The sequence below is a fragment of the uncultured Paraglaciecola sp. genome, assembly GCF_937123705.1.
Classification (GTDB): Bacteria; Pseudomonadota; Gammaproteobacteria; order Enterobacterales; family Alteromonadaceae; genus Paraglaciecola.
The window spans coordinates 140,162-158,310 of record NZ_CAKZKO010000037.1 but is presented as its reverse complement, the minus strand read 5'-3'; the positions used below and the strand labels follow the sequence as shown (position 1 = coordinate 158,310).

Below are 18,149 nucleotides of genomic sequence, written 5' to 3'. Positions count from 1 at the left end.
AATATGGCTGCAACTCACACTTATAGTGCGCCAAGTATTGGTACTGTTGTGGCTGTTTTAGTTAGCCCCAATCAACAGGTGACTAAGCAGCAACCCTTAGTCATCATCGAAGCCATGAAAATGCAAAGCACTTTATGTGCGGAGCAATCGGGTCAAGTTGAGCAAGTTTTTGTGTCTGTGGGTGACGAATGTGTTGCGGGTAAGGCTTTAGTCGAGATTGCGAGTGATGGTGAAAATACCGCTACAGCCGCAGTCCAACCCACTGCGTGGCATGCCAATCAAACATTATTAAATGAACTGCGTAATAGAACGGCCCTTACTCTTGACGAAAAAAGAATGGAGCAGCAACAAAAACGTCATCAAAAAGGCTATTTAACGGCTCGAGAAAACTTACACAATCTATGCCCAGCACAGCAGTTTATGGAGTATGGACAGATGGCGGTGGCCGCGCAGCGGTTGCGCCGTAAATATGAGGATTTGAAAACGGCCACCGCTGCCGATGGCGTTATTACAGGCGTGGGGCAAGTGAATCAAGGTGTTGTGGCACAGGCCAATACACAGACCGCTATAGTGATAAATGATTACAGCGTGTTAGCGGGTACTCAGGGATATTTTCATCACTTAAAATTAGATCGTATCTTAGAAATAGCTGCCGCTAAAAAACTCCCTGTGATCATGTATACCGAAGGCGGCGGGGGGCGCCCAGGTGATACCGATATCACAACAGTCAATTCGGGGCTGCAATGTTTATCTTTTGCCACTTGGGCAAGTTTACAAGGGAAAGTTCCCCGCATATCGGTGGCGAACGGATATTGTTTTGCTGGTAACGCCGCGCTATTTGGGGCTGCCGATATTACTATTGCCACCCAGTCTTCTTGGATAGGTATGGCCGGACCTGCCATGATTGAAGGGGGCGGTTTAGGAGTAGTGAAACCCACAGACATTGGCCCCAGTACCAAACAATTCAAAAATGGTGTGATCGATATCTTAGTGGAAAACGAGCAGCAAGCCGCGGATGTGGCGAAAAAATGTTTGTCGTATTTTCAAGGACCTTTGTTGCAAACAAATCCAATCAAATGCGCAGAACAGCAGATGATCAATGATATTTTGCCTCAAGACCGACGATTTGTTTACGACGTGAAAGCTATTATTCAGGTGCTAGCCGATACTGATTCATTCACCGAGATTAAATCTGAGTTTGGCGCCGCACTTATCACCGGATTTATGCATTTGCATGGGCATCCAGTTGGGATAATTGCCAGCAACTGCAAAGTATTAGGCGGTGCTATTGATGTGGATGCAGGGCAAAAAGCCAGTGAATTTATGCAGCTTTGTCAGCAATTTTCTATTCCTATTGTGGTGCTGTGTGACACCCCAGGGTTTATGGTAGGGCCAGAACATGAAGATCAAGGAGCGGTGCGCAGACTTTCCCAGTTGTTTGTGGCAGGCAGTCAACTAACCGTGCCCTTAGTGGCTGTGGTACTTCGAAAATGCTATGGCTTAGGTGCACAGGCATTATTGGGTGGCAACACTAGTCAACCTAGTTACACCATAGCTTGGCCTACAGGGGAGTTTGGTGCCATGGGACTAGAAGGCGCAGTTAAGCTAGGATTTAAGAAAGAACTAGCAGCAGTACAAGATGAAAAAGCGCGAGAAGCCTTGTATCAGCGGTTACTAGCAGAACAATATCAAAAGGGGCAAGCTCAGGAAGTGGCAAGTGTTTTAGAAATTGACGCGGTGATTGACCCTGCTGATACTCGACAAACCTTGTTATTAGCCTTAAACATAATGTAAATCAGAGATAACTTAAAAATTATAGTTGCACAATTAACAAACAATAATATACTGTATGTATAACCAGTTGTTTGTTGGAGGCAACATGAATTGTAATTCGAGTGTAGATTATGATCTAAGCAGCGGTAACCATAACACTGGCCTAGCTGCTGAACATTATACGACTATGGACTTATGCAGTCAGGCGCAAATGTTTGAAGATTCAGACAACATTCTTAGTCGAATGAATAAGCTGAGGATTTTTGCTAAGGAACAACAAGCTAAAGCTGTACAGCCACAAAAACGGCAACGTAGTTTTTGTTTTATGTAATACCCGTAATTTAATCACACTGGGCGCGTTGCTTTACATGAACAGCCCAGAATTTCCGCATACTAAAGGATCAAAAATTGCCAGTTAAACATTCTATTGCACCCGTTATTGTAATTGATTTTCCAGAGACCAGAGTTGCTGCATTAGAGCATAGAGGTGCACCTAGTAAGGTTATGGAAACTGTGGGGCAATTTGTCCAATGGCGTAAAGAAAACGGCCCATCACCTAAAATCAGCGACACTTTTAATATTTTATATGACGATCCCACAGCCGTTGCCCCTGAAGATTACCGATTTGACGTATGCGCGACCATTCAAGCGCCCGTTAAAGCTAATCATTATTCGGTGGTTGAAAAAAATATTCCAGCGGGGCGCTGCGCGGTACTTAGACATAGTGGCGCTGAAGGGTTACTGGGTAAGAGTATTCAATATTTGTATTCACAGTGGTTACCACAATATCAAGAAAGCCTCAGGGATTTTCCATGTTTTATAAAAAGGGTAACGGTTTATCAAGAAGTACCCGAGCATGAAGTGATCATTGATATTTATCTGCCAATAAAATAACGCATTCATCTTAAAAAGCTTTAAACTAGTGGTATTTTTTAAGGTTAGATACGCTAACCTCGTTTCTAGGAATATTATGATTAATAACGATATTATGCGCCGCGTGCGCTATATTTTTGATTTTAACGATGCAAAAATGATTGAAATTTTTGCACAAGCCGACTACCCCGCAACGGTTGAGCAGTTACATAGCTGGTTACGTAAAGATGATGATCCCGCTTTTGTGGCGATTACCGACTTGCAGTTTTCATTGTTTTTAAACGGTTTAATTAACTTAAACCGCGGCAAGCGTGAAGGCGTAGAAGCCCCAGTTGAGCGCCGCCTTACTAACAACATAATTTTTATGAAGCTAAAAATAGCCTTGAATATGCAAGCTGAAGCGGTATTAGAAGCCATGGATCTCAGTGGTTTTAAAATCAGTAAACACGAATTGAGCGCATTTTTTAGGAAACCTGAAAATCGCCAGTATCGTGCCTGTAACGACCAAGTTATGCGTAATTTTTTGAAGGGGTTACAGATTAAGCTTCGCCCCGAGTCATAACAGGGCCGTAATTAAGCGGTTATTAAGTCGCTACTGCCGCGGCTTATATTGTTATTTGAAGAATTTCAAGTATGCCCTTTTGGGCATATCATCCTTGTCATACACTTTTGATGCCTATCACAATACAGTGATTCGAAATATATCCTTACTGCTCTGTCTTATTTGACAAAGTTTGAGCATTCCCTTAACTTATGTCTTATATAAGACATTAATGTTAATAAATACTATTTTAAGTGGAAATAAGAGATGCCTAATAATCATAAAGAAATGCCAAAAGTCGGCTTTGGTCTGTGGAAAATACCTCAGGATATCTGTGCCGATGCAGTGTATAACGCTATTAAGGCAGGGTATCGTCACTTAGACAGCGCTTGTGATTACGGTAACGAAGTGCAAGTAGGCGAAGGCATTAAGCGAGCTATCGCAGATGGCCTGTGTAGCCGTGAAGATTTATGGATAACCTCTAAGTTGTGGAATACCTATCATGCTAAAGAGCACGTAGGGTTGGCATTAGAAAAAACCTTGGCCGATTTGCAACTAGATTATCTTGATTTGTATTTGATTCATTTTCCTATCGCCCAACCTTTTGTGGATTTTGACGATCGTTACCCGCCCGAGTGGATCACCGATCCCGCTGTCGGTAAAATGGAATTAGCGCCTGTACCTTTATATGAAACGTGGCAGGCAATGGAAGTTCAATACGATAAAGGTCTGGCAAAACAAATTGGCGTTTGTAATTACAACACGGGTTTATTGCATGATTTAATGGCTTACGCTCGGGTAAAACCCTCTGTTTTGCAAGTGGAGTCTCACCCTTATTTAACCCAAGAACGTTTAATGCGTGTAGCCAAACAGTACAATTTACAGGTTACTGCTTTCTCACCTCTTGGGGCTTTATCCTACTTGGAACTGGATATGGCTGGCGCCGCAGAGTCTGTGTTACAACAAGCTGTGGTTAAGCAAGCCGCGTTAAGACTAGGTAAAACTGCCGCACAAGTTGTATTACGTTGGGGAGTACAGCGGGGCAATGCAATTATCCCTAAAACCTCTCGCCCTGAGCGTTTAGTGGAGAATTTAAGTATTTTCGATTTTGAACTCACAGAAGAAGAAATGCAGAGCATTGCTGCGCTAAATAGCAATAGGCGTTTTAATGATCCTGGTCATTTCTGCGAAGCGGCCTTTAATACTTTCTATCCCATTTACGATTAACGGAAATGAGTCAATGTCAGCAATTAACTATGTAGATGTGCCCCATCAGTTGGACTGTGGAGGATCAGTTTTTCCTACTGTTGTGGTAAACGACGGTTTGCTTGTAACGCTGCAACAAAGTAAAGCATGGATCAAAGCCAACTTGAGTGAACTAGAAGTGAAGTTGGCCGAGTCTGGGGCGATTTTATTTAGAGGTTTTCCTGTGGATTCGGCCGAAACCTTTGATGCCTTTTCAAATGCATTCGACTATCCCAACTTTACTTACAAAGAGTCTTTGTCTAACGCGGTGAGGATCAATTTCACCGAAAGGGTGTTTACCGCTAACGAAGCGCCTAAAGAGGTGGAAATATTTCTGCATCATGAGATGGCACAAACTCCGATTTCGCCAAGCAAGTTGTTTTTCTTTTGCAAACGAGCCGCCGATCAAGGCGGGGCCACACCATTATGTCGTTCTGATTGGTTATTTGAGGATTTAGCCAAAGAAATGCCGGCACTTGCCGCAGATTTTGTGACTAAAGGGCTTAAATATACCACTCAGATGCCTGCCGAAGATAACCCTGATTCAGGTCAAGGGCGCAGCTGGAAAAGTACCCTCAGCGTCGAAGACGGAACTCAAGCAGAACAAAAACTGGCTGACCTTGGCTACGGCTGGGAATGGCTGTCTGATGGTAGTCTACGAGCCACTACGCCAGTACTGCCGGCAGTGATTGACTTAGGAAATGATAAAAAAGTCTTTTATAACCAACTCATTGCTGCATTTATGGGATGGAAAGGGGTACGGGAAAACCCTTCTAGTGCCATTACCTTTGGCGATGGTTGTGCTATTCCAATTGACGGCTTAGAGCTAATCGTTAGATTGTCAGAAAAGTACACCTTTGATTTACCTTGGCAAGACGGCGATGTAGCCTTAGTAGACAATTATATGGCTATGCATGGCAGGCGCCCTTATTCAGGTGAGCGTAAACGGCAAGTCTTGGTTGCATTAGCTATAGACTAAGCCTAGGGTAACCTCTTTTATGGCAAACAATAGATCACGCGAGCACAAACTTTGCAAATAAAAACTAAGCTCCCAGGTATTTCAGTGTCAGTTATTGTGGGCTTAGCGGCCCTGTTTTTAAGCGAACATTATGGCGCACCTGCCATGTTATTTGCCTTATTGTTAGGCATCGCCCTATCATTTTTATATGAAGGAACAACTTGCCAAGAAGGCATTGAGTTTACCGCCAAGCATATATTACGCATAGGTGTGGGGTTGTTAGGTTTACGTATTGCGTTTGGTGACTTAGCCGCGCTAGGTTGGCAAACTGCGCTGTTGTTGGTGGTGGCGATTGCCAGCACAATCGGCCTAGGTATAGTGTTAGCTAAAGCCTTTGGTCTACAAAAACGCTTTGGCATATTAACAGGTGGTGCGGTAGGTATTTGCGGGGCATCTGCTGCTATGGCCATTGCCGCAGTATTACCCGAGAGTAAAGAAAAGGACCGAGACACATTACTGACAATAGTGGGTGTTACTGGGTTATCTACTGTGGCTATGGTGCTTTACCCAATAGCAGCAGAACTCCTCAATCTTAGTCCCACTCACACCAGTATTTTCTTGGGCGGCACTATCCACGATGTAGCCCAAGTAGTTGGCGCTGGGTATTCGGTATCAGAACAAACCGGCGATTTAGCCACAGTCACAAAATTAGTCAGAGTCGCCTTTTTAATGCCAGTAGTAGTGTGTATCTTATTAGTACTGAGGATGAACTTTGACAAAAACTCTGATGCGAAACCGCCTGGCATTCCGGCATTTTTAATTGCCTTTGTAGTGTTAATGACCATTAACAGCTTAGTAGATTTGCCCGACGTATTAACTCAAGGTGCCACCGATATATCCCGTTTTGCTTTAGTGATTTCTATCGCTGCTATTGGTATGAAATCGAACTTAGGTAAACTGCTAGAAGTGGGGCTAAAACCCGTTTTATTACTAGTATTAGAAACACTGTGGATAGCGGGCTTAATATTGCTGAGTTTGCCGTACATTTAATTATCAAGGCTTAGCCACTGTTTGCTGTGTTTATTTTTAAATGCTTTCACTCACAGCAAGCCTAATAGCCTTAGGGCTGATCAGAATCAATGCAATACTTGGCTACGGCGTTATGCTTAATCTCTAGTCTATGGAGATCAACATGCATGATATTGCCGTTTTGGCCTTGATTTGGACCACTGTCTTTCTTGCCTCCTACTTGGCACACAAAACCCGTTTAACACCGGTTCTTTGGTATCTATTTTGTGGCACTTTGTTTGTTAACCTAGGTTTTTTACCAGAGGTTTTGCCGATATTTATCATTGATTTCGCAGAGCTTGGGATTATTGTCATCATGTTTGCTCTTGGATTCGAAGAAGATACTTCGAATTTTTTGCAAGGGATCAAGCGTAGTTGGGGGATAGCTTTATTTGGTGCTATTACACCCTTTGTAATTGGTTACAGCATGGCGAGCATTTTTTGGGACGATCCTAATACCTCGCTATTTTGTGCTTTGGCCATGACTGCCACAGCGGTGTCGCTCACTATGGTTTCTCTTAAAAGCGAAGGACTAAGCAATACGCCGGCTGCAACGGGTATCATGACCTCAGCCGTATTGGATGATATTGCGTCTTTGGCTTTGGTGGCTATTTTAGTGCCTATTGCAACAGGTGAAGCACAGCTTTCTATGGATGGCATTTTACTCATTTTAGGAAAAGCAGTGGCATTTTTTGCCATTGTGACACTTATGGGGGGCTGGCTGTTTCCGGCAAGCCAAGGCATGGCTCAAAAAATCCCTGTGCTAGGCAAACTCAATTTACGGTAAGTATTAGCCATGGGCAAAGGCGAATATACCGTTCTAGCCTTGTTATTGATTGCTGTACTAGTTGGACTCTTGGCCCATGAATTTGGTTTTCATCCAGCTGTTGGGGCCTACATGGCGGGGTTGATTATTCACCGAGAGTATTTTGATTTCCATAAAGAGCAGGACAAGGACTATTATCAGCAAGCCCGAGAAATTATCGATAATGTAGCATTTTCATGGGTGGGGCCGGTCTTCTTTGTGGCGTTAGGCAGTAAACTTTTGTTTGATTTAGATACCTTTTTGTCGGTGTTACCCGAGGCCTTGATGTTATTTGTTGGATTGTTTATAGGCCAAGTGCTTTCTGCTGCTATTGCGGCCCGTTACACTGGACATTTCGACTGGGCATCCAGTTGGATGATTGGTTTTGGTATGTTGGGTAGGGCAGAGCTGGCCTTTGTGGTTTTGGACATTGCTTATGTGCAGCATCACATCATGTCTGTTGAAGCATTTTATACTTTGATGTTGGTGGCCTTTATGTTGAATTTATCGGTACCTATCACAATTAGTTGGCATAAACGGCATTTTAAAAGCGTTTAACTCATAGTTAAGTTTTACCAAGTGGGTACTTCGTTTATGTTGTTTGGTATAACCAGAGCAGAGGGGCGATATTTAGGTAAAAAAAAGCCCCCAACTTGATCAAAAGTTGAGGGCTACTTTTTACGTTAAGTCTTAAAACTTAGCCCGTAATTGCACACCAAAGTAGCGGCTTGCGTCTCTAGGGATTTGATAACGGAAATTATCACCGCTGTAAGTGGTCACAAACTTCTCATCGGTTAAATTTTTACCAATAAGTGACACACGGTAATCGTCATCGCTGAATGAGAAGGCAAGGCTTGCGTTAAATATGCCATATTCTGGCAATAGTGCTTCTGGGTTGGTGGCTTCGGTTGCGCCTGGTGCCCCAGCAAATATTTCAGCTGTGTACACATAGGCGCCGTTTAGATAAATTTGCATATCATCTACATCCCACACATATTCACCTGTTACTGAGTATTTTAAGTCAGGTGAAAAGGGTAGGTCGTCTCCCGAGCTGCCGTCACAGGTATCTAAACCTACTGGGCAAAGAAACTGATCAACTTCCGCTGTGACTGTAGATAAACCGCCTGTCAGCGTGAAATCTTCTGTGGCTTGCCACATAAAGTCAAGCTCTGCGCCTTGGGTGATAATTGAACCAGCGTTGGTTAATCGAGTAATAAATACGCCGTCTAACAATTCAGGGTTGTTGGCTTGAAAACCATCAATTTCGGTGCGAAATACTGCAGCGTTAAATATCAAATCACGGCTGGCATACTTATAACCCAGCTCATAGGCATCAGAGGTTTCGGCACCAATGGGCAAAGTATCGTTATCTGCCATATTGTAAAATACGTTGAATGCTGGGCCTTTGTAGCCTTGTGAGTAAGTCGCGTACACCATACTGTCGTCGTTGATATCAAACTGCGCGCCAAACTTAGCCGAGGTATTGGACTCATCTGTTGAGCCACTGTAATCAGTGTTAAATCCTCGAACTCCCACCCCAGTACGGCTGTATTGATCGTTGTTGATGCGATTGTGAGAATAACTCACTTCATCGTTGGTGTAACGCAGGCCAAACAATAGTCTAAAGTCGTCACTAATATGGTATTTACCATCGGCAAATAATGCCCAGTTATCAAATTCGGTTTCCATGTACGCTGTGGCGCTGACAATATCATTTGAATTACATCTTATGCCTTCGTCGCTAATATATTGTTGTATGTCAGCATCGGATGGATCGGCTACACCCAGTACGTCTGTCATATAGTTGCCAATGGCTGCATTGAGTTGCTCGCCGTTATTTTGGCAACTGGCATCACGAGTGAAGTTACGCTCTGAGCTTTGATTCCACCAGAAAAAACCGGCTTGGTAGTCAAAGGCTTCACCAGTTGGAGAAGCGATCCTAAGTTCTTGAGATATTTGATCCCACTCCTGATTACCTATGTCATGCAACTGAAATGGCACACCAAAAACCGGCATAGGTAAATCACCGGCTGTGGAAGTAAAGTCTCCTTCACGGAACTCAGTGTTTTTCCAACTGCGGTAGGCGGTAATGGATGTTAATTGATGATCCCCTAGCTCTTTATCTACTTGTATCGAAAACGCTGTGGTTTCATCTAAGGTGCGGGTTTCAAAGTCATGATCAATTTGTCTTTGGCTAAGATCTAAATCACCTATGCCGCTGCTATTGGGTGATGATTCGGAATCATGGCGACCACTCGGTGTTAATTCTAAATCAGCACAACAACTGTCATTTGAGTCCATGTTCTCGAAAATAAACAAGATATCGGTATCGTCTGACGCTTCGATATCCAGCATAGCGCGAACGCCTTCTTTATCGTAGCCACTAACGGTTTCATTGTTATAAACATTATTGATGTAACCATCAAATTGAGATTTCAATACGGTTAAGCCACCACTGACGTTATCGTTTAGCGGGCCAGAAACACTGGTTTTTAAGCGGTATTCGTTGTCTTGAAATAAGGTAGCTTCAAAGCTTCCTTCAAACTCATCAGAAGGGCGTTTAGTGGTGATATTCACCACACCAGCCGAGGCATTTTTACCAAAAAGTGTCCCTTGTGGGCCACGCAACACTTCAACCCGCTCTAGGTCGTATAAGTCTACGAAAGCTTGACCAGAACGGCCTAACACCACGCCATCAACAACAGTTGATACACTAGGTTCAGCAGCAACACTGAATGAAATAGTCCCTACACCACGAATGGTGATGGCTGAGTTACGGTTTGTATTACCTTTTCTAAAACTAACAGAAGGCACTAATGCTTGCAGGCCTTCTATATTGGCTGAAAAAGCCGAGTTGATTTGATCTTCTCGCAATACCGATACGGCAACAGGTACTTCATTTAGGTTTTCAACACGCTTTTGCGCGGTGACCGTGATTTTTTCCATCAAACCTTGTTGCTCGTCACTTTGGGCTTCTTGTCCATGAGCCGTTGCGCCCATTGTTAAACAAGCCGACAAGGCCAGTGCCTGAGCAATGCTAGTGTGTAAGTGACTGGGTTTTAGTTGCATGGTGTTCTCCCAAGATGTGTTCTTGATCTGGTTATTTTTAGCCCGTGAAAGAATGTATAAACTGACTAGGGCCATGGCTTGTGTGTTATTGGATGTTGACACCCATCATTATTCTAATTTTATTATAAGATTGACTTTCCCTGTCTTATATAAGACAGAAGACGGTGAAAATTTACCCTCTCATTCAGTAATATGCAATCATTTTGTTGCTAAATTGTTAACGGTTAGGGCTTATACCATTCTAGAATGGTATAAGCGGCATTTATGATGGGAGATGGGTATTACATTGTTCAACCGACGACTCCAATAAATCTAGCCAATCTTCGCCAAAATTATTGATAAACCACTGGCGCATATTAACCGATGCATCTTTAAAGGCTTGTTTTTCTGCCATAGAAGGGCGATAAATGGTGCCGCCAGCTTGTTCAAATAGTGTGTAGGAATGACTTTCTTGGGTGGCCACTAAATGACTGGCGGCGGCTTTTTGTTTTTCAAAGCCTTTAAGTACAATTTGTTGAATATCTGCCGGTAAGGTTTTCCATACTGGCTCAGAAAACCACCAGAGGGTGGCCATATAAGAGTGACCATCGAGAATAATGTATTTTAAGTGCTCTTGAAGTTTGGCGCCAATGATATCTTGAATGCCGTTTTTGCTGCCCTCAACCACACCTGTTGCTAATGCTGTGTAGAGTTCTGCCCAAGAAATAGGCGTGGCGTTGGCACCGAGTTGTTTGACTAATTCTTGTTGAATTTCGGCAGGGGTGGTGCGAATTTTTTGACCTATTAAGTCTTCAGGGCTGTGGATTGCTTTTTGGGTGGTGGCAAAGTTACGCCAACCACCTGTGTTGGATACGCCAATTAAACGTATATTTAAGCCATTGCCCAGCACAGTGTCGCGCATTTTTGTTAAAATTGGCCCATCTAATACACACTCGGCTTGGGCGTCACTGGTAAATACGTAAGGTAAATCCAACACTTGAGCAGGAGCGAAAAAGTTACCGGTGCCGCCTGCGGTGCTGGGAAACATTTCTAACACCCCTGACTGTAAACTGCCGATACACTCGGGTACGCTGCCGCAAAATTGCCCCGACGCATACAACTGCACTTGTACCCGGCCGTTGCTGTGTTTTTCGACATATTCTTTAAAAGCCAATAATCCTACGTAATCTTCGTCTTGAGTCGAGGCTTGAATTGCAGCCTTAATAGTAAATTCTGCTTGGGTCACGCTGGCGCGAAAAATGCCCACTAAGCAGCCCACGGCAATCAGTCCATAAATAATCAGTAAAATGAGGCGTTTTATGGTCATATTAAGCGAACCCAAAATATCTAGGCAAAGTCATGGTTAGGGCAGGGAAGTAGGTGATCAAAAATATCACCAAGGCTTCTACTGCTAAAAAAGGCAACATTTCAAAGGCGATATTTTCGGTTTTTTCACCTGATACCGCAGCCGCAACAAATAACACTAACCCCATAGGTGGCGTGGCAAGCCCAACGGTTAAGTTAACACACATGATCACGGCAAAATGTAAGGGGTCGATACCGAGTGCGATAAAAATCGGCGCAAGCACTGGGCCCAAAATTAAGATAGCGGGTCCCGCATCTAAAAACATGCCGATAGCAAATAAAAACAAGTTGATGATCAGCAGTAGCAACAACACATTATCGGTGATCCCGGTGATTTCTGAGGCGAGGGTATCGGCCATGCCCGAGACTGTGATGATCCAAGCGAAGGTGACCGCCGAGCCAACTAATAATAAAATAGTGCCCGATTGCACCGCTGCATTCACTAATATGTTAGGCAATTTATTCAATGTAAGGGTGTGAGTAACAAACAGGGTAATAATCAGCGCATAACCTGCCGCAACGGCAGCTGCTTCGGTGGGCGTAAATACCCCTAACACTATACCACCTAATAATATGACGGGCGTAAGCAGCGGTAAAAATGAACTTTTCAGAGCGCTGCCGCGTTCATGCCAGGAGGCTTTAGCATTGGCTACAGGATAATTGCGTTTTTTAGCGATGCGGCTGGTCATTAACATCAAACCTGCACAAATCAATATGCCCGGCACAATGCCCGCTAAAAACATGCCCGCCACAGACACGTTCATAATAAAGGCATATAAAATCATAATGCCAGAAGGAGGGATTATCGGGCCTATTACTGAGGATGCAGCCGTGACCGCAGCAGCAAAGCGTCTGCTGTAACCGTTTTGCTCCATTGCCGGAATAAGCATTTTACCCAGCGCTGAAGTATCGGCCACAGCCGAGCCAGACAAACCGGCAAATAACACCGAAGATAATATATTTACTTGGGCTAATCCGCCGCGGTAATGGCCTATTAAACTTTGACTAAATCGCACGATAGATTGGGTAATTCCCCCTTGATTCATCAACTCACCCGCCAAAATAAAAAACGGCACGGCCATCAGCGGAAAAGAGTTCATGCCCGAGTACAATCTATTTAACAGCGCCGAAAAAAACACTTCTTTGCCGTCTAAAATCAAACTAACCCCTGGGCCAATTAACAGGGCGAAAATTACCGGTGCACCGGCGGTTAATAATAAGATAAAGACCCAGAAATAACTTAACGACATATTAACGGGCGTCCTGAGGTGGAATAACACAATGGGCTAAGGGCAAACAGAGTTGTTCGATTAGCCGTTCAAAGCCCACCAAACATAGCGACCCAAAAGCGAAAGGGGCGCAACTATAAAAGTACGCCAGTTTGATAGGCACAGAAGACGCGTTAATGCTCCATCCCGATTGCCAAAATGCCAGACTTTGCATAAAAAATATGCCGCAAATAAGTATCACCAAGAGCGTAATGACAATTTCGGTGGCTCTGCGTAACAGTGCTGGTAAGGCATCGGCAAACATTTGTATCGACACATTTAGGTGCGCGCGGTATGCCCAAGGGGCCACTAAACACGCTATCCAAACCATAGCAAATTTTGCAAGTTCTTCGGTCCAAGCCAAAGAGTCGTTGAGTACATAGCGAAAAAATACTTGGGCCAGAATCATCATTAACATCACCGCGAGTAAGCCTCCGGCGAAGTTTTTAGCGGTATTGGCAACGGCAAAGTTAAGTTTGCCAAGGGGCTTGTTAAGGGCAAATAGCGTTTGTTGCAACTTAGTCATCAAACAACCACATCTTGTGCGGGCCAATAATGCTTGATTTGTTTGCCGCTGGCCGGGGGTGTTAATTGCTCGGTATGTAACACATCTGGGCCTATAGGTATGTTTTGCCCAGCAGGCACAAATACCGCCATTTCCTCTAAAGCTAAGGTGAGGGTATGCACTTTGCCACCGCTAAATATTTGCTGATCTGGAAATCTTAACCACTGGCCATCAGGCAAATAAAATTCCACCTCACCGCCTGGTTGGGTACAAGGCACTACCAATAAATTGTCACCAAACATAAATTGCATCTCAAAGCCTCGCGCCAGCCTGTCATTAGGAAAGGCCAAGGCCATTGCCCGCATTAATGGCATGCCTGTCTCGCTTGCTTGCTCCATAGCCGTTTGAATATAAGGAATAAGCTGGTAGCGCAGTTTTAATGCTTGGTTGACCGCTTGTTCGGCATCATGGCTATAGCTCCACGGCTCGCGCTGACCTATGCCATGCAAACGTATATGGGCTGAGAAAACTGCCATTTGCGACCAACGCACAAATAATTCTGAATCACGGGTGTCTTTGTAAAACCCGCCTACGTCAGTTGCAAAATAGGGAGCGCCAGACATGCCCCAAGACAAAGCACCGCGAATGCTGCCAATTAACCCTCCCCAATCGGCTTGAGGATCGCCGCCCCACTGACTGGGGTAGCGCTGCGAGCCACTCCATGCACTGCGGCTAAATAAAAATGGGCCATTTTGACTGTATTTTTCGGCGGCCTGATACACGCAGCGGTTGTATAAAAGGCTATACACATTGTGCAACCTATGGCCAGAGTCACCATTGTGGGCCAGCATATTGTCATCTTCTACTTGCTCGCCAAAGTCGGCCTTGATCATATCTACCCCTAAATCAAACAGTGGTTTGTGTGATTCGAGCCAAAAATTAAAGGCATCGGGGTGGGTAAAGTCTACTATGCCAGACTCAGGTAAAGGAGTCAGCACTTCGGCAAAGGCACTCATATCCCATTGATAACGGTAAGCTTCGCCGCTACGTTTATCTTTTAGCAACCAGCCTTTTTTAGCCATCTGGGCAAACAGCGGATTTTGCACCGACACTAAAGGGTATTCCCAAATACACACCTTAAAGTTCATGGCTTTTAAATCGGCAATGACTTGGTTGGGCGGAAAATGCGCAAAACGCTTAGGATCCCACTCAAAGGCAAAACGGGTATCGGTATCTTGCCATGCGCGGCCATCTAAGGTGATCACATCACAGGGCATAGCATGTTCGCGCACCGCTTTGGCGGTAGCCATTAATTCGGGCACATCTTGATAGTAGGCTTTAGATAAAATGACCCCTAAGCTCCACACTGGTGGCACCGGTGCCTTGCCCGTAAGTTGGGTATATTGATTGATGATTTCGCCGCCATTTTTACCATGCAATATAAATATATCTAAGGCATCGTCTTCAACCAATAAGCCATAAGCACGCTGTGACCAAGGAGCATACCCTACGCCGTGACTGACGGGGGCGGGCGTATGCACAAAAACACCCCAACCCGATGGGCTCCATGCAAAAGGCGTATTTTTATAGGAAATCTCGGCATTGACCCCAAGGGCATCATGATTATAAGAGCGAATAAATTGGCCGCGTTTATTTAAACTCGACCATTTTTCTCCTAGTCCATATACCGGCTCTTCGGCGCCTAAATGTAAACTAAATAACCAACCTTGCGCCGTTTTAGTCAGCGGGGGCATACGGTATTGGCGAACAAAGTGCCCATCGTTAGGGGTTTGCTGTATGGTTTTGCCTGCACAATTTAGGCTAAATGAAAAAGGTTGATGTTGGATGATTAACGCATAGTCACCACACACAATAGTGCTGCTTTGCTCTGAAGAGGTTAACTGGCAAGGCAGCGACTCAGGCTGATGGGTGAGTATGTCATAATCGCTGCAAGCATCAGCGGCTATTTGCATACGCAGTCCACTTTTATGAAAACTGAGTTGTAACAAACCCGCCGATGTTGGCAATATGACCGATGTTTTCCCTGCGCTATAGCCCTCACCCGTCACAGTAACTTGAGGTACTGTATTCCAATCGGGCGCTGATAAATTAACAGTGGAAGCAAACGAAGGGGATTGCACTGACAAAGGTGACCTCGGGTTGTTGAGTAGCGCCTATATTTTATTCATCCTATTGATTTTGATGAATTTTTATACCATCAATAAAGACAAATAAAACATAGCGCAATAAATTCTTATATAAGACCTAAGTTATAGCAGAGTGAATTTATTGTCAATCCATGAAAATTGCCAAGAGGTTATATACATTAACCTCTTGTATAAGAGCAAGGGTTGATATTACTCTAGAGGTCAATTGACTTATTGTTAACATTTATGAATAAAAGCCGTTTTGATAATAAACTGAGCCGCCCAGGGCTTGCGCTACAACCGCTATATAAACAAGTTGAAGAGCATGTTACGCAACTAATAGTAGAGCAGCGTTGGAAGCCAGGTGAAATGTTGCCAAGTGAATTTCAATTAGCTAGCGAACTGGATGTGAGTCAAGGCACGGTGCGTAAAGCCTTAAATAGCTTAACCGATGCCAATATTCTAAATCGAAAGCAAGGAATAGGCACCTTTGTCTCTGAGCATACAGGTCACCACAGCTTGTATCGTTTTTTCCCTTTGATCGCCGATGGCAAAACCCCCGAATTACCCAAAGCCGAATTGATGTCGGTAAACACTCAAGTGGCAAGCAAACAAGTGGCAAAGGCTTTAGAGTTAACACCTAAATCAAAGGTAATAGTGCTCAGTAGAAGGCGCATTTTGAACAATGAGTTTTGTATGGCAGAAACCATCTTTTTACCTTACAAATACTTTGCAAAATTAGAAGAGCAACCTGAAGTACCGCACACCCTGTACCACTTTTATCAAACTCAATTTAACCTAACAGTGCGAGATACCCGCGACAGTATTAAAGCTGTGCTGGCAACAAAAGATGATGCGCAATTGTTGGCCATTCAAGCAGGACAACCACTACTAGAGGTGACCCGCGTCACACACTCATTGGATAATAAAGCGATCGAATATAGGGTGAGCCGTTGCCGCAGCGATCATTATCATTATTTGGTGGAGTTGGGGTAGTGGGTTTAGGTTAACACCTAAATTCAAAATAAATAAAATGTGAGATAAGTGACTCTGGCAAACGTCTTGTTCAACGTCACTATGTTGATAGTAACCCGATATGCTGTGTCACATTTTTCATAGCATTGCCATGCCATTCACGTTTTCGAAGTTCTAACATTGATGAGTCTTACTATTTAGTAACGACTCTCTTTGTTAGTTGTGGTGAGGTTTAACATTCCACACTAAGGTTGCAAGAAGCATCGAAAACAACGATGCACCAATCCAAAAATAGCCAACTGTTTCAAAGTTATACACAACTTCGCCTTTAATCATGGTTACGCTGTCATCAATGAGGATACCGCTAACTATGTCTTGGATCCCTGCTCCAACATAACTGGCTACACCTACAATACCAAGCGCGGTTCCTGATGTTTCTTTTGATGCAACATCTACCGCCATTAATCCTCCTAAATAAATGATGAGCACACCAAGAGAAAGGCCAAACATAACCATACTAAAAGTGTCTATCACTGAGTTAGCAGGTCCTAAAACAAAAAGGCTAATAGAAAGGAAATAGATAAAACCAAAAATCAGCGCCGGAAAATTACGTCGCCCTTTAAAGTACTTATCAGAAAGGATCCCAGAAAAAAACGTACCCAAAATACCGGCAATGGCATTCACAGAAATTATCGACCCAGCCTCCAACGTGCTATAGCCTTTTTCTGCTTCTAAAAAGAACAACCCCCAACTATTAACTGCATAACGTGTTACATAGAAAAAGGAACTGGAAAACGCTAAAATCCAAATGGCTGGAGATTTGAATACTTGCCATTGTTTTGCTCCCATGGATATATTTTGCTTAGGGGAAGCGCTTTCTTCAGGTTTAGGTAAGCCATAAACTTCTGGTCTTTCATATAAACATTTCCACATAAAAAAGCATATAATTAGGCAAGAAATGCCCGCAGTTCTAAAGCCCCACATCCAACCAAAACTTCCAACAACAAAAGCCGTTAAAATAAATGTAATCGCTTCACCTATGTTGTGACTTGTCCCCCACATTCCCCATATAGATCCTCTTTCCTTACCCCCAAACCATTGCACAATAGATACCACACTAGAAGGTGCCCCAAATGATTGAAACCAACCATTTATCCCCCACAATATTGCAAAGAACCAAAATTCAGTAGTGGAACCTAAAATTATGTTTACAACAGCAGATACTAACAATCCAGTGGTCATAAATTTACGCACATTGACCCTATCAGCGAGTAAGCCATTGGCAAGCTTCCCAAATGCATAAGCAAAAAACAGTGCCGATCCAATCAGACCAATTTCTGTTACCGTAAATATTCCTTCATCAGCCAGGGATTTTTTAGCCACGTTGAAACTAAGACGACAAACGTAATAAAAACCATAACCCACTGTGATGGCGAGAAATATCGATAGTTTTTTTCTTTTTAATTCGTTGTCTTGATGAACATTAGTAGAAGAATGTGCACTTGGTGAACTTCTTTTATAAAAATTTGAAATTGTTGTAAACATATCTGAGTTCGCTGTGCAAACCTTAAATAAAGC

General features: G+C 43.7%; 14 protein-coding genes and 2 pseudogenes. 9 read left to right on the top strand and 7 right to left on the bottom strand.

The features are described from left to right. Window positions 1-3 precede the first annotated feature (3 nt). The 8 genes and pseudogenes from Q0688_RS05760 (at window position 4) to Q0688_RS05725 (ending at window position 7,821) form a co-directional block, all read left to right on the top strand. Entirely contained in the window at window positions 4-1,794 is a 1,791-nt protein-coding gene (locus tag Q0688_RS05760) for a carboxyl transferase domain-containing protein (RefSeq protein WP_299074063.1), read from the top strand. A gap of 85 nt (window positions 1,795-1,879) precedes the next feature. Beyond that, window positions 1,880-2,104, top strand: a complete 225-nt coding sequence (locus Q0688_RS05755; protein ID WP_299074062.1) for a hypothetical protein — start codon at window positions 1,880-1,882, stop codon at window positions 2,102-2,104. A gap of 77 nt (window positions 2,105-2,181) precedes the next feature. Then, complete coding sequence (locus Q0688_RS05750) at window positions 2,182-2,667, top strand: GyrI-like domain-containing protein (protein WP_299074061.1); 486 nt, start codon at window positions 2,182-2,184, stop codon at window positions 2,665-2,667. 76 nt (window positions 2,668-2,743) lie between these two features. Then, a complete protein-coding gene (locus tag Q0688_RS05745; protein WP_299074060.1) occupies window positions 2,744-3,208 on the top strand; it encodes a DUF1456 family protein in 465 nt (154 codons plus the stop codon). A gap of 246 nt (window positions 3,209-3,454) precedes the next feature. Next, complete coding sequence (locus Q0688_RS05740) at window positions 3,455-4,414, top strand: aldo/keto reductase (protein ID WP_299074059.1); 960 nt, start codon at window positions 3,455-3,457, stop codon at window positions 4,412-4,414. 13 nt (window positions 4,415-4,427) lie between these two features. Next, the gene (locus tag Q0688_RS05735) at window positions 4,428-5,411 is read left to right on the top strand and encodes a TauD/TfdA family dioxygenase (RefSeq protein WP_299074058.1); all 984 of its coding nucleotides are present in this window, start codon (window positions 4,428-4,430) and stop codon (window positions 5,409-5,411) included. Between the two features lie 51 nt (window positions 5,412-5,462). Continuing rightward, window positions 5,463-6,440: a putative sulfate exporter family transporter gene (locus Q0688_RS05730; RefSeq protein WP_299074057.1), complete on the top strand. Its 978-nt coding sequence runs from the start codon at window positions 5,463-5,465 to the stop codon at window positions 6,438-6,440. Window positions 6,441-6,570: 130 nt separating this feature from the next. After that, window positions 6,571-7,821: pseudogene (locus Q0688_RS05725) on the top strand (cation:proton antiporter). Between the two features lie 132 nt (window positions 7,822-7,953). Here the strand turns inward: Q0688_RS05725 and Q0688_RS05720 are convergent. The 5 genes from Q0688_RS05720 to Q0688_RS05700 all read right to left on the bottom strand — a co-directional run bounded on the left by Q0688_RS05720 (window position 7,954) and on the right by Q0688_RS05700 (window position 15,590). Then, window positions 7,954-10,332: a TonB-dependent receptor gene (locus tag Q0688_RS05720; RefSeq protein ID WP_299074056.1), complete on the bottom strand. Its 2,379-nt coding sequence runs from the start codon at window positions 10,330-10,332 to the stop codon at window positions 7,954-7,956. A 262-nt stretch (window positions 10,333-10,594) separates the two neighbouring features. Then, window positions 10,595-11,638 (bottom strand): TRAP transporter substrate-binding protein DctP, encoded by a 1,044-nt coding sequence (gene dctP, locus Q0688_RS05715; RefSeq protein ID WP_299074055.1) that lies wholly within the window; start codon window positions 11,636-11,638, stop codon window positions 10,595-10,597. 1 nt (window position 11,639) lies between these two features. Beyond that, window positions 11,640-12,926: a TRAP transporter large permease gene (locus Q0688_RS05710; RefSeq protein ID WP_299074054.1), complete on the bottom strand. Its 1,287-nt coding sequence runs from the start codon at window positions 12,924-12,926 to the stop codon at window positions 11,640-11,642. A 1-nt stretch (window position 12,927) separates the two neighbouring features. Beyond that, a complete protein-coding gene (locus tag Q0688_RS05705; protein ID WP_299074053.1) occupies window positions 12,928-13,470 on the bottom strand; it encodes a TRAP transporter small permease in 543 nt (180 codons plus the stop codon). After that, window positions 13,470-15,590 carry a TIM-barrel domain-containing protein gene (locus Q0688_RS05700; protein ID WP_299074052.1) on the bottom strand — a complete coding sequence of 707 codons (2,121 nt, stop codon included), beginning with the start codon at window positions 15,588-15,590 and terminating at the stop codon, window positions 13,470-13,472. The genes Q0688_RS05705 and Q0688_RS05700 overlap by 1 nt, the downstream gene beginning before the upstream one ends. A 252-nt stretch (window positions 15,591-15,842) precedes the next feature. On the opposite strand from Q0688_RS05700, the gene Q0688_RS05695 reads away from it, so the two are divergent. Beyond that, complete coding sequence (locus Q0688_RS05695) at window positions 15,843-16,592, top strand: GntR family transcriptional regulator (RefSeq protein ID WP_299074051.1); 750 nt, start codon at window positions 15,843-15,845, stop codon at window positions 16,590-16,592. On the opposite strand, the pseudogene Q0688_RS27630 reads toward Q0688_RS05695, so the two are convergent. Together Q0688_RS27630 and Q0688_RS05690 are read right to left on the bottom strand one after the other, a co-directional pair. Further along, window positions 16,575-16,619 (bottom strand): annotated as a pseudogene (locus Q0688_RS27630) (hypothetical protein); the annotation flags it as partial. The gene Q0688_RS05695 and the pseudogene Q0688_RS27630 overlap by 18 nt on opposite strands. Before the next feature lie 168 nt (window positions 16,620-16,787). Continuing rightward, complete coding sequence (locus Q0688_RS05690; protein ID WP_299074050.1) at window positions 16,788-18,116, bottom strand: MFS transporter; 1,329 nt, start codon at window positions 18,114-18,116, stop codon at window positions 16,788-16,790. Window positions 18,117-18,149 lie beyond the last annotated feature (33 nt).